The organism is Pseudodesulfovibrio sp. S3 (genome assembly GCF_004025585.1).
Classification (GTDB): Bacteria; Desulfobacterota; Desulfovibrionia; order Desulfovibrionales; family Desulfovibrionaceae; genus Pseudodesulfovibrio.
Genome location: NZ_QTZO01000006.1, coordinates 161,890 through 179,852, shown reverse-complemented (window position 1 = coordinate 179,852; position 17,963 = coordinate 161,890). Strand labels below are relative to the sequence as shown.

General features: G+C 55.8%; 18 protein-coding genes and 1 tRNA gene. 14 read left to right on the top strand and 5 right to left on the bottom strand.

Going from position 1 to position 17,963, the window contains the following annotated elements:
* Nucleotides 1-47: 47 nt before the first annotated feature.
* The 6 genes from DWB63_RS09205 (at nucleotide 48) to DWB63_RS09180 (ending at nucleotide 5,332) form a co-directional block, all read left to right on the top strand.
* Entirely contained in the window at nucleotides 48-593 is a 546-nt protein-coding gene (locus DWB63_RS09205; protein ID WP_128328536.1) for an O-acetyl-ADP-ribose deacetylase, read from the top strand.
* Between the two features lie 10 nt (nucleotides 594-603).
* On the top strand, nucleotides 604-1,143 hold the full coding sequence (gene hslV, locus DWB63_RS09200) for an ATP-dependent protease subunit HslV (protein ID WP_128328535.1): 540 nt from the start codon (nucleotides 604-606) through the stop codon (nucleotides 1,141-1,143).
* A 255-nt stretch (nucleotides 1,144-1,398) separates the two neighbouring features.
* Nucleotides 1,399-2,778 (top strand): ATP-dependent protease ATPase subunit HslU, encoded by a 1,380-nt coding sequence (gene hslU, locus DWB63_RS09195; RefSeq protein WP_128328534.1) that lies wholly within the window; start codon nucleotides 1,399-1,401, stop codon nucleotides 2,776-2,778.
* Nucleotides 2,779-2,784: 6 nt separating this feature from the next.
* Nucleotides 2,785-3,579 (top strand): agmatinase, encoded by a 795-nt coding sequence (gene speB / locus DWB63_RS09190; protein ID WP_128328533.1) that lies wholly within the window; start codon nucleotides 2,785-2,787, stop codon nucleotides 3,577-3,579.
* Nucleotides 3,580-3,698: 119 nt separating this feature from the next.
* Nucleotides 3,699-5,120: a HAMP domain-containing sensor histidine kinase gene (locus tag DWB63_RS09185; RefSeq protein ID WP_128328532.1), complete on the top strand. Its 1,422-nt coding sequence runs from the start codon at nucleotides 3,699-3,701 to the stop codon at nucleotides 5,118-5,120.
* A 14-nt stretch (nucleotides 5,121-5,134) separates the two neighbouring features.
* Nucleotides 5,135-5,332, top strand: a complete 198-nt coding sequence (locus tag DWB63_RS09180; protein WP_128328531.1) for a 4-oxalocrotonate tautomerase family protein — start codon at nucleotides 5,135-5,137, stop codon at nucleotides 5,330-5,332.
* 40 nt (nucleotides 5,333-5,372) lie between these two features.
* On the opposite strand, the gene acs is transcribed toward DWB63_RS09180, so the two are convergent.
* On the bottom strand, nucleotides 5,373-7,487 hold the full coding sequence (gene acs / locus DWB63_RS09175; protein WP_128328530.1) for an acetate--CoA ligase alpha subunit: 2,115 nt from the start codon (nucleotides 7,485-7,487) through the stop codon (nucleotides 5,373-5,375).
* A 176-nt stretch (nucleotides 7,488-7,663) separates the two neighbouring features.
* A complete protein-coding gene (locus DWB63_RS09170) occupies nucleotides 7,664-9,943 on the bottom strand; it encodes a mechanosensitive ion channel family protein (protein WP_128328529.1) in 2,280 nt (759 codons plus the stop codon).
* An 880-nt stretch (nucleotides 9,944-10,823) separates the two neighbouring features.
* On the opposite strand from DWB63_RS09170, the gene DWB63_RS09160 reads away from it, so the two are divergent.
* Nucleotides 10,824-10,899 (top strand) — tRNA-Thr (locus DWB63_RS09160).
* Nucleotides 10,900-11,040: 141 nt separating this feature from the next.
* Here DWB63_RS09160 and DWB63_RS09155 read toward each other — a convergent pair.
* From DWB63_RS09155 to DWB63_RS09145, 3 genes are all read right to left on the bottom strand, one after another.
* Nucleotides 11,041-12,060, bottom strand: coding sequence for a tyrosine-type recombinase/integrase (locus DWB63_RS09155; RefSeq protein WP_164879832.1), 1,020 nt, complete (start codon nucleotides 12,058-12,060; stop codon nucleotides 11,041-11,043).
* Between the two features lie 11 nt (nucleotides 12,061-12,071).
* Nucleotides 12,072-12,284, bottom strand: coding sequence for a helix-turn-helix domain-containing protein (locus DWB63_RS09150; RefSeq protein WP_128328527.1), 213 nt, complete (start codon nucleotides 12,282-12,284; stop codon nucleotides 12,072-12,074).
* A 91-nt stretch (nucleotides 12,285-12,375) separates the two neighbouring features.
* Nucleotides 12,376-12,870, bottom strand: a complete 495-nt coding sequence (locus DWB63_RS09145; RefSeq protein WP_128328526.1) for a helix-turn-helix transcriptional regulator — start codon at nucleotides 12,868-12,870, stop codon at nucleotides 12,376-12,378.
* A gap of 84 nt (nucleotides 12,871-12,954) precedes the next feature.
* Here DWB63_RS09145 and DWB63_RS09140 point away from each other — a divergent pair, with 84 nt between their 5' ends.
* The 7 genes from DWB63_RS09140 to DWB63_RS17280 all read left to right on the top strand — a co-directional run bounded on the left by DWB63_RS09140 (nucleotide 12,955) and on the right by DWB63_RS17280 (nucleotide 17,485).
* Complete coding sequence (locus DWB63_RS09140) at nucleotides 12,955-13,164, top strand: hypothetical protein (RefSeq protein ID WP_128328525.1); 210 nt, start codon at nucleotides 12,955-12,957, stop codon at nucleotides 13,162-13,164.
* A gap of 53 nt (nucleotides 13,165-13,217) precedes the next feature.
* Nucleotides 13,218-13,718, top strand: coding sequence for a phage regulatory CII family protein (locus DWB63_RS09135; RefSeq protein WP_128328524.1), 501 nt, complete (start codon nucleotides 13,218-13,220; stop codon nucleotides 13,716-13,718).
* Nucleotides 13,715-14,149, top strand: coding sequence for a hypothetical protein (locus tag DWB63_RS09130; RefSeq protein ID WP_128328523.1), 435 nt, complete (start codon nucleotides 13,715-13,717; stop codon nucleotides 14,147-14,149). The genes DWB63_RS09135 and DWB63_RS09130 overlap by 4 nt, the downstream gene beginning before the upstream one ends.
* A 15-nt stretch (nucleotides 14,150-14,164) precedes the next feature.
* Nucleotides 14,165-14,398 carry a hypothetical protein gene (locus DWB63_RS09125; protein WP_128328522.1) on the top strand — a complete coding sequence of 78 codons (234 nt, stop codon included), beginning with the start codon at nucleotides 14,165-14,167 and terminating at the stop codon, nucleotides 14,396-14,398.
* Nucleotides 14,399-14,768: 370 nt separating this feature from the next.
* Nucleotides 14,769-17,066: a toprim domain-containing protein gene (locus DWB63_RS09120; protein WP_347231968.1), complete on the top strand. Its 2,298-nt coding sequence runs from the start codon at nucleotides 14,769-14,771 to the stop codon at nucleotides 17,064-17,066.
* A 9-nt stretch (nucleotides 17,067-17,075) separates the two neighbouring features.
* A complete protein-coding gene (locus tag DWB63_RS09115; RefSeq protein ID WP_128328520.1) occupies nucleotides 17,076-17,333 on the top strand; it encodes a hypothetical protein in 258 nt (85 codons plus the stop codon).
* A complete protein-coding gene (locus tag DWB63_RS17280) occupies nucleotides 17,315-17,485 on the top strand; it encodes a hypothetical protein (protein ID WP_164879831.1) in 171 nt (56 codons plus the stop codon). Before DWB63_RS09115 ends, DWB63_RS17280 begins: the two co-directional genes overlap by 19 nt.
* The last annotated feature ends 478 nt before the right edge of the window (nucleotides 17,486-17,963 follow it).

Below are 17,963 nucleotides of genomic sequence, written 5' to 3'. Positions count from 1 at the left end.
CACCTCCTCTTGCCAAACGGCCAGGAGGAATTACCTTTCGAATTGTCATGCAAACATGGAACACAGGCCGGGGACGGCTCACCGTCCGCCAGGGCGACATCACCGCTTTGGACGTGGACGCCATTGTCAATGCGGCCAACTCCAGGCTGGCCGGAGGAGGTGGCGTGGACGGTGCCATTCACCGCGCCGCTGGGGTCAAGGACCTCCAGGAAGCCTGCCGGGCGATTATCCTGAACATCGGTTCCCTGCCGCCGGGAGAAGCCGTCATCACCGGAGGCTTCAACCTGCCTGCCCGACATATCATCCACACAGTCGGTCCCATATGGCGCGGCGGCAGCAACAACGAACCCGTACTGCTCGAAAACGCCTACACCAACAGCCTGCGGCTGGCCCGCAAACACAACATCGAAACCGTGGCCTTCCCGGCCATATCCTGCGGCATCTACGGCTACCCGGTTGAAGATGCGGCACATATTGCGCTTACTGCACTGAAAACAGGACTCGAGGCGGGGCTGGTCAGGGAAGCGACCATGGTCCTGCACGGAGATGCCGTCTTCGAGACATGGTCCGCCATTGCCTGTGAAATTCTGTAAGGAGAATATCGTGGAAATCAGAGGAACTACCATTATTGCGGTCAAGGACGACAAGGGTACTGCCGTGGCCGGAGACGGCCAGGTTACCTTTGGGCAGACCGTTGCCATGAAACACACCGCCCGCAAGGTGCGGCGCATATACAAGGACAAGGTCACCATCGGCTTTGCCGGGGCCACGGCCGATGCATTCACCCTTTCCGAACGGTTCGAGACCAAGCTGGAAACATACTCCGGCAACCTGCTCCGGGCCGCCGTGGAATTGGCAAAGGACTGGCGCACGGACAAATACCTGCGCAAGCTCGAAGCCATGCTCCTGGCCGCCGACGGCGAACACATCCTGATCATCTCCGGCACCGGCGACGTGATCGAGCCGGACGACGGCGTGGCCGCCATCGGCTCCGGCGGCTCCTATGCCCTGGCCGCTGCCCGCGCCCTGCAACAGAACACCGACCTTTCGGCCGAGGAAATCGCGCGCAAGGCCATGGAAATAGCCGCCGACATCTGCGTCTACACCAACAACCACATCACCTTGGAATCACAGAGCAAGTAATATTTGAAGATGCGCGAGGGAAACTTTTTAAACAGTTTCCCTCGCGCGCTCTCCCTTCCAATCTTTTTGGGACCGCGCCGCCTGGAAGGAATATGAAGAGCATGGGTTCTGAGTGCGGCGTGGAGTGCGCGTCATCAATGAACGCACCATTAGAAATAGAAACGTCTTCCACGCCGAAAGGCGTGGTAATAAAAAGTTTTGGAGATTCTTAAGAACCTTTTCCAAAAGGTTCTTAAGCCGCCGGAGGCACACAAAATGAGCAATTTGACACCCAGAGAAATCGTTTCCGAACTCGACAAATACATCATCGGCCAGGAGGCCGCCAAACGCATGGTGGCCATCGCCATGCGCAACCGCTGGCGGCGGCAGCAGATCGACCCGGAACTGCGGGATGAGATCGCGCCCAAGAACATCATCCTCATGGGCCCCACAGGCGTGGGCAAGACCGAAATCGCCCGGCGGCTGGCCCGGCTGACCAACTGCCCGTTCTTCAAGGTGGAGGCCACCAAGTTCACCGAGGTCGGTTATGTGGGCCGCGACGTGGAGTCCATGATCCGCGACCTCATGGAGATCGGCGTGAGCATGGTCCGCAAGGAAGAAACCGAAAAGGTCCGCATCAAGGCTGAGAAGAACGCAGAAGAACGGCTGTTGGACTTGCTCCTGCCCGGCAAAAAGCCCCAGCAGTCCGGCCCCATGGGCTATTTTTCCGGTGGACAGACCGGTGAAGTGGAAAAGGTGGAGCCGCCCAAGGATGACGCCACCCGCGAGAAATTCCGTCAGATGTTCCGCTCGGGCCAGCTCGATAGCCGTGAAGTGGAGATGGAGGTCACGGTGCAGAGCGGTGCTTCCGTCGAAATCATGGCCATTCCCGGCATGGAAGAAATGGGTTCCAGCCTGCAAAGCGCCTTTTCCAACATGTTTCCGGGCAAGCGCAAGGCCCGCAAAATGAAGATAAAGGACGCCTTTCAGACGCTTATCGACGAAGAAGCCGACAAGCTCATCGACCCGGACGCGGTCAACGAACTGGCCCGTGAACGTGTGGAGCAGCAGGGCATCCTGTTCGTGGACGAAATGGACAAGATCGCCTCGCGCCATGATCAGTCGGGCGGGGCGGACGTTTCACGCGAAGGCGTGCAGCGCGACCTTTTGCCCATCGTTGAAGGCAGCGTGGTCAACACCAAGTACGGCATGGTCAAGACCGATCATATCCTGTTCATCGCGGCCGGGGCGTTTCACTTTGCCAAGCCGTCCGACCTGATCCCGGAACTCCAGGGCCGTTTTCCCCTGCGCGAGGAGCTTGCCTCCCTGCACAAGGAAGAATTCTACCGTATCCTGACCGAACCGAAAAACGCGCTCACCGTGCAGTACAAGGCCCTGCTGGAAACCGAGGGCGTGGCCATCGACTACACCAAGGAGGCCCTGGAAGAAATTTCGGCCATGGCCGAAAAGATCAACGAGGAAACCGAAAACATCGGCGCGCGCAGGCTCTACACCATCATGGAGAAGATTCTGGCCACCCTCTCCTTCGAAGCCCCTGACAAGTCCGGACAGAAGATCGTCATCGACCGTGATTACGTGAAAGAACAACTCGGGGATGTGGTGGAAGACCGCGACCTGTCCCGATACATCCTCTAGAAGACCATGTCCGAACGCATCAAGCTGATCGGCGTTCCCCTGGATCACAACTCCTCCTACCTGCGCGGCCCCGCCAAGGGGCCGTACAGCGTGGTCGAGGCCCTGCATTGCGATTCGGCCAACCTCTGGACCGAGACCGGACATGATCTCTCGAACGTCCTCGACCATGGGGGAACCCTTGACCTGAAGGATGCGGACAGTGCCTTTGCCGTCATAGAGGAGGCCGCAGCAGCAGCGGGCGCAGGCCATGCCACGCCCATCTTCCTCGGCGGTGACCACTCCGTGACCTATCCCCTGGTCCGCGGCATGAAGCGGTCCTTGGGCGATTTCTCCATCCTGCACTTCGACGCCCACCCGGACTGCTACCACGAGTTCGAAGGGAATCCGCATTCCCACGCCTGTCCGTTCTCGCGCATCATGGAGGAAGGGTTGTGCACCCGGCTGGTGTCGGTGGGCATCCGCACTGCGTCAGGTCATCAACGCGAACAACAAGCAAAGTTCGGCATCGAGTGGCTGGAGATGAAAGACAGAGCCAGGTGGCCGAGACTTTCCTTTGACGGCCCTGTCTACGTCACGGTGGACCTGGACGCCCTGGACCCGGCCTTTGCCCCAGGGGTCTCCCACCATGAACCGGGCGGCTTGACCACCCGTGAACTCCTGGACATCATCCAGGCAGTTGACGGACCCATCATCGGTGCGGACATTGTGGAACTCAACCCTGACCGCGACCTGAACTCGACCACGGCCATGACTGCCGCCAAGCTCCTGCGGGAAATCGCCGGGATGGTGCTCTCCGCCTGATTTCCGCCGTGATTCCGACAAGAACCGCCATAACATTCTAATGGACTTCTCTGTTTTTTCCTGTCTGATATAGAGTTGCAAGCATATACCACTACACCAGCCTGCGAAGGAAAGCAGTTATGTCCGAACATGAACGCGACAACCGCTCCGAATCCGCCCTGCACAGATTCCTCTGCCGGTTGACGACGTTCCAACTCGTCCGCGCCTGCAGGATGAAGCACAGCTATCCCCTGCTCGGCATTCTCTTGCTGGCCGTAACCTGCACACTAGCCCTGCCGGTCATAAACGCCACCGTCATCTATCCCGCATACACGAAAATCATGGTCGGCACTTTTGAAGATTTCGCTCGCCAACTGGCCATGCACACTCTTCCCGCTTCCATAACGAACACCAAGCTGACGCACGATGTGCTCAATACGAAGCACTTCCTGGCAGATATCTATCGATTGGAGGTGAATTTCGGCCTACTTGAGGTCAAGGTGTTGTCCCCGGAAGGGTTCACCCTTTATGCGACCAACCCGGATGATCTCAACACTCTCGACACAGACCCTGCGCTTACGGACCTTATGGCCAAGGGACACATGTATTCCAGGCTCGTCGAGAACGAAAGTCTTTCCCCCCAAGGCGAAACCGCGACCACATCCGCTGTTTACGCTTACGTCCCGCTCATGCGGGACGACACATACCTTGGGGCATTCGAAATCGTATTCGACGTGACCGGCCCAAAACAACAACTGGACCGCTTCAACACCTATGCCACCTACGGGATCATCCTGATATGCACCTGCCTGGTGGGCATCGTACTGCTTCTGTTGTACATGGAAAGCTCTCGGGCACTGGCCCAGCAGCAGGCCCAAGCCATACGGACCGATGTGGAACAGATCACCCGGCACGACATCAAGACGCCGCTTCTGGGGGCGCTCAACGGCATTACCTACCTGGAAAACTATACCAAGCTGGACCAGGATCAAATGGACATGCTCTATCACATGCGGGAAGCGGTGAATACCGGCATGGACCTGATCAACCGCAGCCTGGACCTCTACAAGATGGAGACCGGCCGTTACCAATACGACCCCAAGGAACTGGACATCCTGGCCGTATGCCGCCGGGTGTTGGCCGACCTGTCCGGCCTTGCCCTGGACATGGGGGTGTCCATGCGCGCCACCCTGTCCGGCAATCTGTTAAAACGAAAAGACACCTTGATCATCGCGGCGGAGGAGACCCTGTGTTACGCCATCCTGTCCAATCTGATAAAAAACGCCCTCGAAGCCTCGGACAAGGACGAACGCATCTCCATCGCAATGACCGCAAACGGGAATTTCACCATATCCATTCACAATCCGCGCCCTGTTCCCGAGTCTATCCGAGACACCTTTTTCGAGAAGTTCGCCTCGGCCGGGAAACGCACCGGCACCGGGCTGGGCACGTATTCCGCTCGGCTCATGGTCAAGGTGATGGGCGGCGATATCTCCATGGATTCGTCGGACGATAACGGTACCACGATCACGGTGAACCTTCCGATTCAACCCCGAACATGATTCAGGAGAACCACATGCCATACGTCAATATACGCATCACCAAAGAAGGCGCCACCAAGGAGCAGAAGGAACAGCTCATCAAGGGTGTGACAGACCTGCTCGCCAATGTGCTCGGCAAAAACCCCAAGACCACCTTCGTCATCATCGACGAGGTGGACACCGACAATTGGGGCATCGGAGGGGAAAGCGTCACGGAGATCAGAAAAAAATAACGGCTCGCCGCAGTCACGGCATTGCAGGCCGAAAAGCGCCTTAACTGTCCTTGAGATGCAGTGTCATGCGAACGTCCGCCACCATGGCCCGCTCGTGATTCACCAGGACCGGATTGAACTCCGCCTCCCATACTTCGGGGAAATCCAGGGCAAACCTGGACATGACCAGAATTATCTCCTCCAAGGCGACGAAATTCGCAGGCTGTTCGCCCCTGAGGCCCTTGAGCAGCATGTAGGATTTTATCTCGCGCACGATCTCAAAGGCATCCTGCCGTGACAGGGGAGCCAGCTTGAAGGAAATATCCTTCATGATCTCCACGTAAATTCCGCCCAGGCCAAACATGAGCATGGGACCGAACTGCTCGTCCCGCTTGAACCCGATGATCACTTCCTTGACTCCGGGAGGTGCCATTTCCTGAACCAGACACCCCGTGATATAGGCGTCCCGGCGCAACCGCTGGGCCTTGGCCGTGATCTCCTTGAACGCGTTCATGACCTCCATGGCATTTTTCAGGTTCACCATGACCCCGCCAACATCGGACTTGTGGGATATATCAGGCGAGGCGATCTTGAGCACCACGGGATAACCGATGTCCTCCGCAGCGGCCACAGCCTCGTCAGAAGACCGGGCAAGCATTGTTTTGGGCGTAGGCAGTCCATATGCCTTGAGTACCTGCTGAGCCTCGAATTCCACGATCTCCGGCTGGTTGCGACGAACGTGCTCGTTGATCACTTCGCGGACCAGATCCCGGTCCCCTTCGACCAATGCGTACTGCGGCTCCGCCCGATGCTTCCAGAGGTAGTATTCATACATGGCCTCAATGGAATGCACGGCAGGTTCCGGGAAGGCGTAACACGGGATGCCCGCTTCCATGAGCTTCTTTCTGGCCACGGCCACACGGGTCTTGCCCATGAAGCAGGCAAAGACCGGTTTACCGCACTTTTGAGCCGTTCGAATGACGGCCTCGGCGGTCTTCTCGATCTCCACCGAAGCCGTGGGCGTGAGCAGGACCAGGATGGAGTGGACCATGGGGTCTTCGCCGACCACGTCCAGAGCCTGACGGTACCGCTTGGCATCAGCGTCTCCGACAATGTCCACCGGATTATAGAAAGCGGCGTAGCTGGGAAGAAATTCCTGGAGCTTCTGGATGGTCTTCTGGGACAGCTCGGCCATGGTCAGGCAGGAACGGTCCGCCGCATCCGCGGTCAGGATGCCCGGCCCGCCCGAGTTGGTGACCACGGCCAGATTCGGCCCCTTGGGCAGGGGCTGACTGGAAAAGGCCTGCGCCAGATTGAAAAGCGTAGCCACATCCCCGACACGGATGACCCCGGACTTGTGAAAGGCTGCGGTGTAGCTCTGGTCCGACCCGGCAATGGCTCCTGTATGGGACGAAGCGGCCTTGGCACCCGCTGCCGTGGTGCCTGCCTTGATCATGATCACGGGCTTGTTGAGGCTGGTCTTGCGTGCCTGTTTCAGGAAATTCTCACCGTGCTCCACGTTCTCGATGTAGCCGAGGATGACCTTGGTGCTCTCGTCATTATTCAGATACTCAAGCATGTCCGCCTCATCCAGGACGGCCTTGTTGCCCAGGGAGATGAACTTGGAAAACCCGATATTCGCACCCATAGCCCAGTCCAGAATGGCCACGCACAGCGCCCCTGACTGCGAAAAAAAGGCTATGGAACCGGGGTTGGGATGGCCCGCGGCAAAGGAGGCGTTGACCCCGACAGAGGTGTTCATCATCCCAAGGCAGTTGGGACCGAGCAACGCGATGTTGAACCGCTCGCACAAGGCGATGATCTGCTGCTCCAGGTCGTGCCCTTCCTTGCCCACTTCCTTGAAACCGGCAGTGATGACGATGGCCGCCCTGGTTCCGTTCTCCCCCAAGGCCTTGAGGGACGGGATCACGAACTGGGGCGGCACTGAGACGACAGCCAGATCCAGGCCACGCGGCAGATCACTGATGTCCGTGATCACGGGAAGCCCTTCGATCACGCCGCCCTTGGGGTTCACGGGCAGCAGCTTGCCGGTGTATCCGGCCGCAAGCATGTTGGTGACGACCGTATGCCCCACCTTGCCGGGTGAAGCGGACGCGCCGATGACGGCTACGGTATCGGGATAGAAAAAAGCGTGCAGATTGGCCTTGGCGGTCAAAGGGAATGCTCCTGGTGCGAAAGTGATTGGTCAGCCATGAGGAAACCTAACCTGAAAGCGGTACAAGGAACAAGGAAAGAACGCCAGGGTGGTGGAGATCACCGCATCAAATCGAATTCGACAGCACAAAACCCGTCCACACTTCGCATTGAGCACCGATCCTTGGCAAACCCTGCCTACAGACTATGGCCGTCTTTCTTCTTTTTCGCAGCAGCCTCCTTGTTCACAGCCTGAGAGGCTGCCGCTGCCGCGAGCACCTCTTCCTCGCCCGTCAGATGCTCCCTGTCCGGGATGTGCACCGAAACACGCGGCTTGGCAAACTCGATGCCCGCCTCGGCAAAATACTTGCGCATCTTTGCCAGGACCAACTTGCGCAGGGTGAACTGGCCGCCGGGCTTGGTCATGAACTTGACGCGCATACGCATGCCGTATTCCTCCATGGCCTTGACGCCCTGGCTCTTGATGTCGGAGAGCATGAATTCGTTCAATTCCGGGACCGCCCGCACTTCCTTGTTGATTTTCTTGATGATCTTCTTGACCTGATGAATATCCGTATCAAACGGCACAAGGTACTGGAGTTTCATGACCGCCCAGTCGCGGGTGTTGTTCTTGACCATCTTCATTGACCCGAACGGGATGGTGTACAAAAATCCCAGATGATGGCGGAGCTTCAATGAACGCACGGAAATTTCCTCGACCGTGCCCATGGCGCCTGCCGTCTCAATATAATCCCCCACCCGGAAGGCATCGTCGGTCAGGAAGAAGATGCCTGAGATGATGTCCTTGACCAGGGTCTGCGCGCCGAAACCAATGGCAATACCGAAAACGGACGCACCTGCGATGAGCGGGCCGATGTCCACACCCATGGAGGAAAGAATGATGAGCACGGCAACCACGGCTATGGACGCGAAGATGAACTTCTTCACCAACTGCAACAACGTTGAAAAACGATCTCCTCCAGGCCCGCCGCCGTCTCCTTCTCCGGATTCGCCGCCGGCCTCGTCCCCCTTCTGCTTGAGCTTGCGTTCGATATACCCGCTGACTGATACCCAAAAGATATAGGCCAGAATAAGCACTATCAGGATGTTTATGCCCGCCCTGACCACCTCCCGGCCCACGGTCAGATCCATGCCCCACACGCGGAACAGGAAAAAGAACGAGGCCGCGAAGACAAGAACCCGAAACCCCCTGGACAGGAAATTCTCGAATTTGGTGATATGCAGGGTTCCGGGCTTATGGTCTTCGACCTCATCCAGCGGCACCTCCATATCAGCCATCTCCACGGCAAAACGGACCAGCCGTTGGGTGGCCCAATCGACGAGGAAATAGGCAGGGACCACAAGCAGGGTCAAGACGCCCGGGAGCATGGCTTTGCCCCCGAAAATCATCAGGGCGAAGACCCAGAAAATCCAAAAAAAGAATACATAGACGATGGCACCCACATGCCAGGCACCGGCCAGTTGATACAGGAGACTGTCAGGGGCATTGTTTCGACGGATGCTCTCTGCCACCACCCTCTGGTTCCACAAGGCCAACAGAACGAGCATGAAGGCCACGATGAAACCGAATGCCGTGGTGACAAGCAGCGTCATAGCCTCACTGCCGCCTTCGAACCGAAGCAGCGTTACCACGAGCAGGCCCACGGCCATGACCCTGGCCACATTGACGGTCCATCGGAACAGGTACTGGGCCACGGAATCCGACAAGGGAAGATAACGCAGGGTCGGGGCATGAGGGGCCAGCAGGAAACGCGAGGCGACCTTGACCAGCTCCAGAAAAACCATTGCGGTAAGCCATGCTATGATCACGGGCTTGCTGGACGCCCCTTCATGAAACAGAGTCAGGTAGCACAAGAAGACAACGGCCGTGAATATCACCACGCCAAACAAATCGAGCAAGGCGCGCAGGAAAAGTCGTCCCATACGCGTATACCACGCGGCCCCTTCGCCAACGACGGAAATCGACTTGCGTATCTGTTTGGTTCTCCTCTTGAAAATAAAAATCGCCCCCACCCACAGGACGCTGAGGACCACGACGGCCAGGAGCAGCTTTCCGGGCGGGAGTTCGTCGCTTCCGGCCAATGCAGCGGCCAGGACTTTGGGCAATTCCCTGGGAGCAGCCGATGCGCCCGAAAAAAGGTATTCAAAACGCTCCCTGACAAAGGCGGCACCCCTTTTCAACTTGTGAACGGCGGCAGCCAGCCCGGTCTCCTCCGGCGGCAGAGGAGGCGCGGCATTCTTCTGCAACTCGGCCAGCAGCAGGCGGCGGACCTGCCCGTCACTCAGGGAGGCCATGATCTCATTCAATTGGCTCGGTGTCGCATCCGACGGAATGACTACGGGTTCAACGGATTTCGAACCAGAGCCACTGTTGGCAGCGCCCAATGCCGTATGAGTTCCTGCAAGACCGGACAACAGACAGACCAGAGCAACCAGAATGAAAAGCCGTTTGAACATGACGCTCCCGCCTCACTATTAATAAAGAATTATTGAACTTCTTCTACCAAGCGGAAGGGATCATTGTAAACTGAAAATGAATATCCCTGTGAATCTAAGATCTTGCCGCGTGAAAAGACTCTGACCGGAATAACGCCGGAGGCTGGTACCCAGTGTACCCCCGGCACCGAGGCAATCCAGGATTCGCACATCACACAGATTTTTTCCCGGAAATAGTAACGAAGATGGTCGCCCCATTACCCGACGAAGACTCTGCCCAGCTCTTTCCGCCCAACTTCTCGGTGATCATGCGGCAGAAGACCAGCCCCATCCGCCCACCTTGATCCCACCAACCAGTGTATCGCCGATTTCCGCATGGTGAAACGACCTGATCAATCGCTTCAAGCTTCTCTTCGGGGATACCGTTGCCATATCGGACACGGACAATCAGCCGTACACCATCCGGGTTTCCGAAGTGTACCGTTTATCCGTCCTTTCCGCATAAAACTGTAAGCGGTTGCGAGAAGATGCAGGAGTATTTTTTCAAGATGTACCGGAGCCGCATTGAGTTCCGTAAGCGGCTCTTCTCTCTCCGGCACCAGCTCGACTTCATCGTTGCTCCCGGCCCTGCCCCGCCACAAGAATGGATATCCAGGACACGGCAACCATGCCCATAAACCCGTCCCAGTGATGGCCATCCCTCTTCTCACCGACGACATCTTCTCAAACTTTGCTCAAATCCGCCAAGCACAACGGCGGCACATGCGCATTTCATAGGCGCGATGAAACGAGACGTGCCTCCCCCTCAAAAAAAAGGACACCCCGCTATTCCCCCTACCCCTACCCACGGTTTTCCCTTGACCACACCCCGGCCCCTGGTTTAGAAATCGAGTCCTCTTTAGCCAGGATAGCTCAGTTGGTAGAGCAACTGATTCGTAATCAGTAGGTCGTCGGTTCAATTCCGATTCCTGGCTCCAAGAAAAGACAAGGGCTGACGCGGTTTTATAGCCGAATCAGCCCTTTTTTTTACTGCCGATAAGTGTCGAAAACTACCGACAAATGGACCCCTGCCAGGGTCCATTCCTACGTTTTGGGGTCCATATTGGGTCCATCCCAAATTACTTCTTGTCGGTAAACAGATCGAGTGGGCCGAGCTTTACGAGATTGACCGCTGCCCGTAGGCCGTCATCGGTGACGTCGGCATAAGTATCGGCGGTCACTCGGAACTCAGAATGACCGAGAGCTTTCTGAAGGGCTTTCATGCCGCCACCGCTTTCGAGCATGGCAACAGAAAAGGAATGGCGCAGATCGTGGAGGGTGAGATGCCCGAAGCCACCAGCCTTCAGGGCTTCTTTGGTTTTGTGGGTGTAGGTGTCGGCGTGTCTCCACCGAGTAAAGATTTTCCCCCTGCCCTTCTTCATCGACTTCAAGAGCGTTATAAACGATGCGCTCATAGGGTATGTTTTGCTAAGGCTCCGCTTTTCCTTGGCAATGAAATATTCTTTCCGATCCCAAAGGATGTCTTCCCAACACAATTCCACCAGCTCCGACCGGCGGCGACCAGTGGAAAGGCAGGCTACAACAAACCGGCGCAGTCCAAGGTCTTTGATGGACTGTATAAAATCCGTGATTTGCTTTGGCTCAATGAACCCCACACGCTTTGCCTGAGGTAGCAGCTTTGCCCCCTTGAATGGATTGGCTTTTAGATAACCCCACTCCACGGCTTTGTTCATGACGGCCTTGGAATGCCGGATATAGTTGTTGATGCTGGAGGGCCTCAACTTTCGATTTCTGCGCTTCAGCTCATCCATGGTTTTCAGGGTGAGCCTATCGAGACGAATGTTGCGCCCTTCAATTTCGATAATTTTCCGAAGAGCCAGCCGGTTGGCTTTGAATGTTTTGCTCGGCTGGGTATCCAAAGCCCAAGCCTCGAACTCATCGGCAAACTGACCTAGCGTTGTTGAACACTCCCCGGTGATCCGGCGGACCTTCCCCTCAAGGTAGGCGGTCCTTATAATTTTCAAAAGTTGGGAAGCTTCAACATAATCACGGGTACTCAACGTCAATCTCTTGCCGTCAATTTTATAATAGTAGCCGTTTCTTCCAGCCACTTTAAATGGCTTTCTGCTGATACCCATGATGTCCACCATCAAAGCCCCGCCCTTTGCAGCAGGGTAAGGGCCTTGCTTCCCAGCTCGTTGGAATGAATGGGCAGGGAGCTTTCAAGGATTCGCCAATCCTTTCTTTTCCCGGCGGGAATCTGCCTGGCTACAACAACACCATCCCGGCACCAATTGCGCATGGTGTCCCGGTGTATGTTGCATGCCTCGCATGCTGCCCCCATTTTCAACCAACGTTCCATTCTTCAGCCCTCAATATTTGAAGGGCTGAATGCTGCCACACGGCAACACATACAGTCAACACCAAGTCACGCAAATGCGATATCTAAAAAATTATTCCATATCTAAAAGAGATGCAGCGCGCGCCAATGCAACACCAGGCTCAACTCCAACGGCTTTGCAAAGCTGATACAAATCACTGGCTCTCAGCGGGACGCGCCCGGAAAGGAACTCCCTGACATCACCAGGATCAACCCCTTCAACCGAGTCCGGCCCTTTACCCAAAAGCGAAAATAAATCTTTCAAAACTTTCGCTACAGCCGCATCAAGCCGAGTCATAGACTTGTCGGGCGCAGGAGCGGGAAAAGCCCCGACACCAGTCCCAAACACTTCTGGCAAGGGTATCCGCAGCCTATCCAGGATACGGACCATATCCTTGAAGGTTGTACGGTCACCGCCCCGCCGATTCAAAAGCCAACGGTTCACGGTCGCTCGATCGCACCCGATGAGTTTCGACAGTGAGGCTTGGGACTCCCCGTTCTCAATCCGGTCATTCAAACAGGCGAGGATCAGTTCCCACGCACGTTCTGTAATTCTAATACTGTCCATGCTCCCATCCATATCTCTCTCCATTGCGGCCAAGTATCAATTTTTGTGTTGACATATACGTTGCCATACGGCAACGATAGCCCCATGAAAAACGCACTCGAACAATACCGGCAAAGGATGGGCTTTGGCTTCGCGGAGTTGGGCCGCATGGTCGGCTTCGACCGAGCCACAGTCTGGAAGCATTGCAAAGCAGAGCAAGTTCCAGAGGCGGCTGCAGCTCGCTATCACGCAAAATTGAAAATCCCTCTGGAGGATATTCAGCCCGACCTGTTCAAGGGCGAGACTAAGTCCTAGCACGGAGAAAAATCCCCGCAAACCCATGTGTTTCAATACGGAGGAACAACACCATGGAAATCAGAATGGACACGCAAAGTCTGGCGAACCTGGACGCCATCGACGCCTTCAAGCTGGCGATTGAAAGCTCCGGCAAGGACGTTCCCACAATCACCAAAGAGATGGAATGGAGCGAGTCTCACACTCGCCGCATCTTCAGCACAGAGAAATATTACCCCTCAGTCGTGGATCTCCCACGGTTCTGCCATGTTGTCGGCAACAATCTGGTCCTGCAATGGCTTCAGGCCAAGGCCATGACCTACGGCCTGCCGACTGAGGACCGAAACATCGACTGCGAGAACCTGGTCTTCCGCATCGGCAATCTGTTTGCCGAAGTCGGTGACGTAGGGCGCAAAGGCCAGGAAGCCATAGCCGATGGCAAACTGGAGCCGCATGAGCTGCGCGCCGTCATCGATGAAGTCAAGGACGTACTGACCGAAGGCATGGAGCTTGTCGGCGACCTACGGATCCTCGAGCGGGATCTAACGGAACAAGCGAAAGGGGCAAAGTCATGAGTAGGCAATTTATCGCAATCCGCAAACAGGAGCGGATGAAGACCCTGGCGAAAATCATGTATTCGGCCCTGGACAGCGGCGACCGCCGCGTCCTGGTCAAGCAGATATTCTACATGCTCCCCGCCGCCCTTCGCTTCAAGAAACAGTGCGAGCTGCATTATTTTTTGAAAACGCTCCCGCTGACCATAGAAGGACAAGGGCAAGGCCGGGGGAAACGGACAATCCTACGTATCGATGCCAGGGGGCTTTCCTTCATTGCGGACAAACTCGACATGAAATTGATCGACCTGCTGAAATTGTCCAACCCCAAGCAAAGGGAACACGCCGCATTTATGTCAGTAGGCGACTTCCACCAGATGCACGACGACATCCCCGAATTTGCCCCCATGGGCGACCCCGTATTTAACCTCACTAAAGCCCCAACCCTTTAAGCACTAGGAGAGGCAATGCTCGAAGCCGAAAACGCTATCTTCATCTGCACCCAATGTGGACGCATTTTTTATGGATCTCCAGACGAGGGAGACTCCCCACTCCCTTGCGGACACAGATACACCATAGCCGCTTCCCCCGTGATGCTCATAAGGGACTGCGTCCTCGCCGATCAGGTTTGGGATCTTGTTGGCGATGACATAGGACACTCCAATATATTTGAAACTCTGAAGGCCATGATTAATGACTAACTACCGCCAGGACATTGGTGCGGCTGAAATTATCAAGGCGTTGATGCAAGACTCCTCTCTTCAGTTTGTTGATTGCAATACCCACCTTCGCAAGGGGCTTTGCCCCGCATGTGGGAAAAATGAACTCTGGATAAAAAAGGATGAGCCATGGAGAGTCAGTTGCAACAGGATGGACAAATGCGGATGGACTGCCTCCACGCGGGAGCTGCTACCGGAACTGTTCACCAACTTCTCAGAGAAATACGCTCCAACAGAAGACAAACCGCACAGGACCGCAGACGCCGTAATGGGATTCGACCGAGGATTCGACCTGTCCAAAATCCGAGGATGGTATGAACAAGCGTCATACACATTCCCCCACTCTACAAGCATGTGCCACACGATCCGGTTCTACCTGGACAAGGAGAAAACGCGATATTGGGAACGGCTCATCGACAAGACAAAAGCCGATGGACAGAAAAACAATATCGGGGGGAAGCGCAAACCGAATGGCTCTCTGTTCAAGGGAGACGCATGGCTCCCACCAACAGTCACGCTTGAAGACGGCGACCGCTGTTTTCTAGTAGAGGCAATTTTCCATTCTATTGCCCTTTACCATTATGACTACAAAGCCGCTGCAACCATCTCAAGCAACCACTTCCCTGAATCATTTATCAAGGCGCATGCCGGAAAAGGGATAACATGGGTCTTGGCCCTGGATGGAGACAAGGCCGGGCGCAAAGGCACAATCAAAGACGCCAAGCTGCTGACCGAGATGGGGGAAAAAGTAGAAGTCCTCATCCTTCCCGACAACGGGAAAGATTGGGACGACTACCACCGCGAACACAAGCTGAACAAAGCCCTCATCGAGAATGCCCTCTACAGCGGCAAACTCTTCATGGCCAAAAGCGTGGAGGAGAAAGCCTACCACTTCTATCAACGCCACCCCTACCGGACCTTCATCCTCGATTTCGATTCGGCATTGTATGGGATCGAGATCAACTCCGGCGCGCTGGAAATGGACCTGAACCCGAGGAAAAAAGACGATGGAGAATCAGACCCCGCGCCAATCGACTTGAGTTCCAAACAAGGTTGGGACGTTTTCATCCGGTGCGTTGACGTCGACCAGATATCCAACGTCTATCCCCGCTTTCTCTACATGGAGCGGGATGAAATCATGGAGGAGCAACGCTACGTCTTCCAGATCGAATACTCCAACGGCAACCCTTCGGACATCATCGGCCTGGAGGGAACGAACATCACCAGCCCGGACGCCTTCCACAAATCTCTGTTGAACAAATCCCGAGGCGGCACCTTCGACGGCGAGGTCAAGCAACTGAAAATCCTGCGCGACATGTGGCTGAACTCGAAGATGAAGACGGTCACCTCCATTCCTTTTGTGGGCTACGACCGTGACACCAGTGCCTATGTTTTCCAACAGGCTGCCTACTACAACGGACGCGAAATCAAGCTGAACCGCGATGGCTACTTCCAGGTCGGCAAGACCGGAATCAAGACCAGCCTGAACGGCGTGTCCATCACCACGGACGGCGAATTCAAAACGGATTGGCTCGAGAACTACTTCAAGGCGTTCCACTGGCAAGGCCTCGCCCTGCTGGCCTTCTGGACCGGGAGCCTGTTCGCGCAACAGGTTCGCGCCAAGCATAAAAGCTGGCCCTTCTTCGAGTTCACCGGCGAACCGGGCGCGGGAAAATCCACGGCTCTGGAATTCCTCTGGAAGCTCTTTGGCCGCGACGATTACGAGGGCTTCGACGTCATGAAGGCCACCCCAGCCGGACGCCGCCGCGCCTTCAACCAGGTATCAAACCTGCCGGTGGTCATCATCGAATCCGACCGCGATGACGGCACCAAGGATGCCAAGGCCAAGCAGTTTGACTTCGATCTGTGCAAGCCCTTCTTCAACGGACGCGGCACCGGCACCCTGGGTGTGGCCAGGAGAAACAACGATGTAGAGGAATCCCTTTTCCAAGCCGCCCTGGTCATAAGTCAGAACGCCGAAGTGGACGGCTCCGAAGCTCTCCTGCAGCGCATCGTCCATGTCCATGTGGACAAGCGCCACCACAAACCGGATTCCCGCGAGGTGGCCCGGTGGTTCGAGCGGCAGAACAGCTCCACCGTTGGCGGCTTCCTCCGCAAGGCCCTGCGCTACGAACGGCAGATACTCCAGGTCTATGAAGAGGCCTTTCAGAAATACGAGGCTCAGTTCGGCAAGAGCGAAAAGATCCGCAACGAACGGATTGTAAAGAACCACGCCCAGGTCGCCGCGTTCGGCGATGCCCTGGCCGTCATGTTCCCCAAGGCCATGACAAAGGACCGTCAGGAGAATCTGGCCGACTACATCCTGAAAAGGGCCGAGGCCAGGGAACAACGGCTGGCGCACGATCATCCCATGCTGGAACAGTTCTGGGAAAGTTACCACTACATGAACAGCCAGCATCCCACCAAGGAAGACGACTTCCTCAACCACTCGAACAAGAGCGACCAGCTCGCCATCAACATGGAGCAGATCCGCGAGATGTGCCAGAAGCACGGCCAGGAAATGCCCGACCTCAGACAACTGAAGAAGCTGCTGCCCCAGGGCAAGCGGCACAAGCTTATCGAATCCGGACGGGCCATCAACAGCCGCCACCTGGGCAAGACCGTCCGCTGCTGGATTTTCCAAAAATAGGAGGAGCGCATGGAAACGAAAAGGAAGAACACCGAACTGGATCCGATACTCGGACAGGAAGAACAGCTTGCCCAAGTGAACGCCAAGCCCAGGGCCGGGTCAAACCGGAAGCGGCCCAGATGCATCACCCCAGGTTGCCCAAGCAAAAGCCGATGCCTTTGCCCCGGCTTTGACGGCGTGGAGCGGGACTATTCCGCAAACCTCCGAGGCAACCATTCCTGCGGATACTTCAGAACAATGGAGGACCTATGGCAACCGTCGAAATAGAATACTCGACCCTGGAGTCAATCCTAATGCTCATGCGGTTAATTGACAGATTGGACGGCTATTACCCCGGCGTTGCCCTGGTCAAGAGCCAGGCCGAAGCCGTGGATGCAGTGCTGAAGACAAACGCCGAAGCGCAGACCACGCAGGGCTGAAGCTGACTTTCAAATAAAATTTCCATATTGGCCTCCCCCATGGCCCTGGCCGTCATCCTGATTCCTCCGTTATCAGGGTGACGGCCTTCTTTCTTTGAGAGGATCTACGGCCGCATTTTACGCGCACGCACGCAGGCGCGTCACGCGTGAGGGGGCAATTCTTGGAAACATGGGAGGGGTTCGGAAAAGTGTAATTTTTGTAATCTCGATTTTGAAAAGCTCTGAAAGCTAGTCACACCAGGGGCTAAGAGCATTTATCATAATGTAATTTTTCAGTAATAATTATGTAATTAAATTACACTTTTCTCATTACATTTCTCAAAATACCAACCTGTTGAATTCATTGCTCATTACATTTTTGATTACACTTATTTACAGGGAAATTACATTTTGACCCTGTTTCTGAAATCAAGGCATACTGCGGTTTAACGCCGGATTCGGCGTTATGGATTACAAAAATTACACTTTTCCGATGCCC

Coding starts and splice junctions, on each gene's coding strand:
- DWB63_RS09135 (WP_128328524.1), top strand. CDS start 13,218: ATGGAAATCAGAATGGACACGCAAAGTCTGGCGAACCTGGACGCCATC.
- DWB63_RS09115 (WP_128328520.1), top strand. CDS start 17,076: ATGGAAACGAAAAGGAAGAACACCGAACTGGATCCGATACTCGGACAG.
- DWB63_RS09185 (WP_128328532.1), top strand. CDS start 3,699: ATGTCCGAACATGAACGCGACAACCGCTCCGAATCCGCCCTGCACAGA.
- DWB63_RS09155 (WP_164879832.1), bottom strand. CDS start 12,060: ATGGGTATCAGCAGAAAGCCATTTAAAGTGGCTGGAAGAAACGGCTAC.
- hslU (WP_128328534.1), top strand. CDS start 1,399: ATGAGCAATTTGACACCCAGAGAAATCGTTTCCGAACTCGACAAATAC.
- DWB63_RS09145 (WP_128328526.1), bottom strand. CDS start 12,870: ATGGACAGTATTAGAATTACAGAACGTGCGTGGGAACTGATCCTCGCC.
- DWB63_RS09130 (WP_128328523.1), top strand. CDS start 13,715: ATGAGTAGGCAATTTATCGCAATCCGCAAACAGGAGCGGATGAAGACC.
- DWB63_RS09140 (WP_128328525.1), top strand. CDS start 12,955: ATGAAAAACGCACTCGAACAATACCGGCAAAGGATGGGCTTTGGCTTC.
- speB (WP_128328533.1), top strand. CDS start 2,785: ATGTCCGAACGCATCAAGCTGATCGGCGTTCCCCTGGATCACAACTCC.
- DWB63_RS09120 (WP_347231968.1), top strand. CDS start 14,769: ATGTGCCACACGATCCGGTTCTACCTGGACAAGGAGAAAACGCGATAT.
- DWB63_RS09170 (WP_128328529.1), bottom strand. CDS start 9,943: ATGTTCAAACGGCTTTTCATTCTGGTTGCTCTGGTCTGTCTGTTGTCC.
- DWB63_RS09180 (WP_128328531.1), top strand. CDS start 5,135: ATGCCATACGTCAATATACGCATCACCAAAGAAGGCGCCACCAAGGAG.
- DWB63_RS09150 (WP_128328527.1), bottom strand. CDS start 12,284: ATGGAACGTTGGTTGAAAATGGGGGCAGCATGCGAGGCATGCAACATA.
- DWB63_RS09125 (WP_128328522.1), top strand. CDS start 14,165: ATGCTCGAAGCCGAAAACGCTATCTTCATCTGCACCCAATGTGGACGC.
- DWB63_RS17280 (WP_164879831.1), top strand. CDS start 17,315: ATGGCAACCGTCGAAATAGAATACTCGACCCTGGAGTCAATCCTAATG.
- DWB63_RS09205 (WP_128328536.1), top strand. CDS start 48: ATGCAAACATGGAACACAGGCCGGGGACGGCTCACCGTCCGCCAGGGC.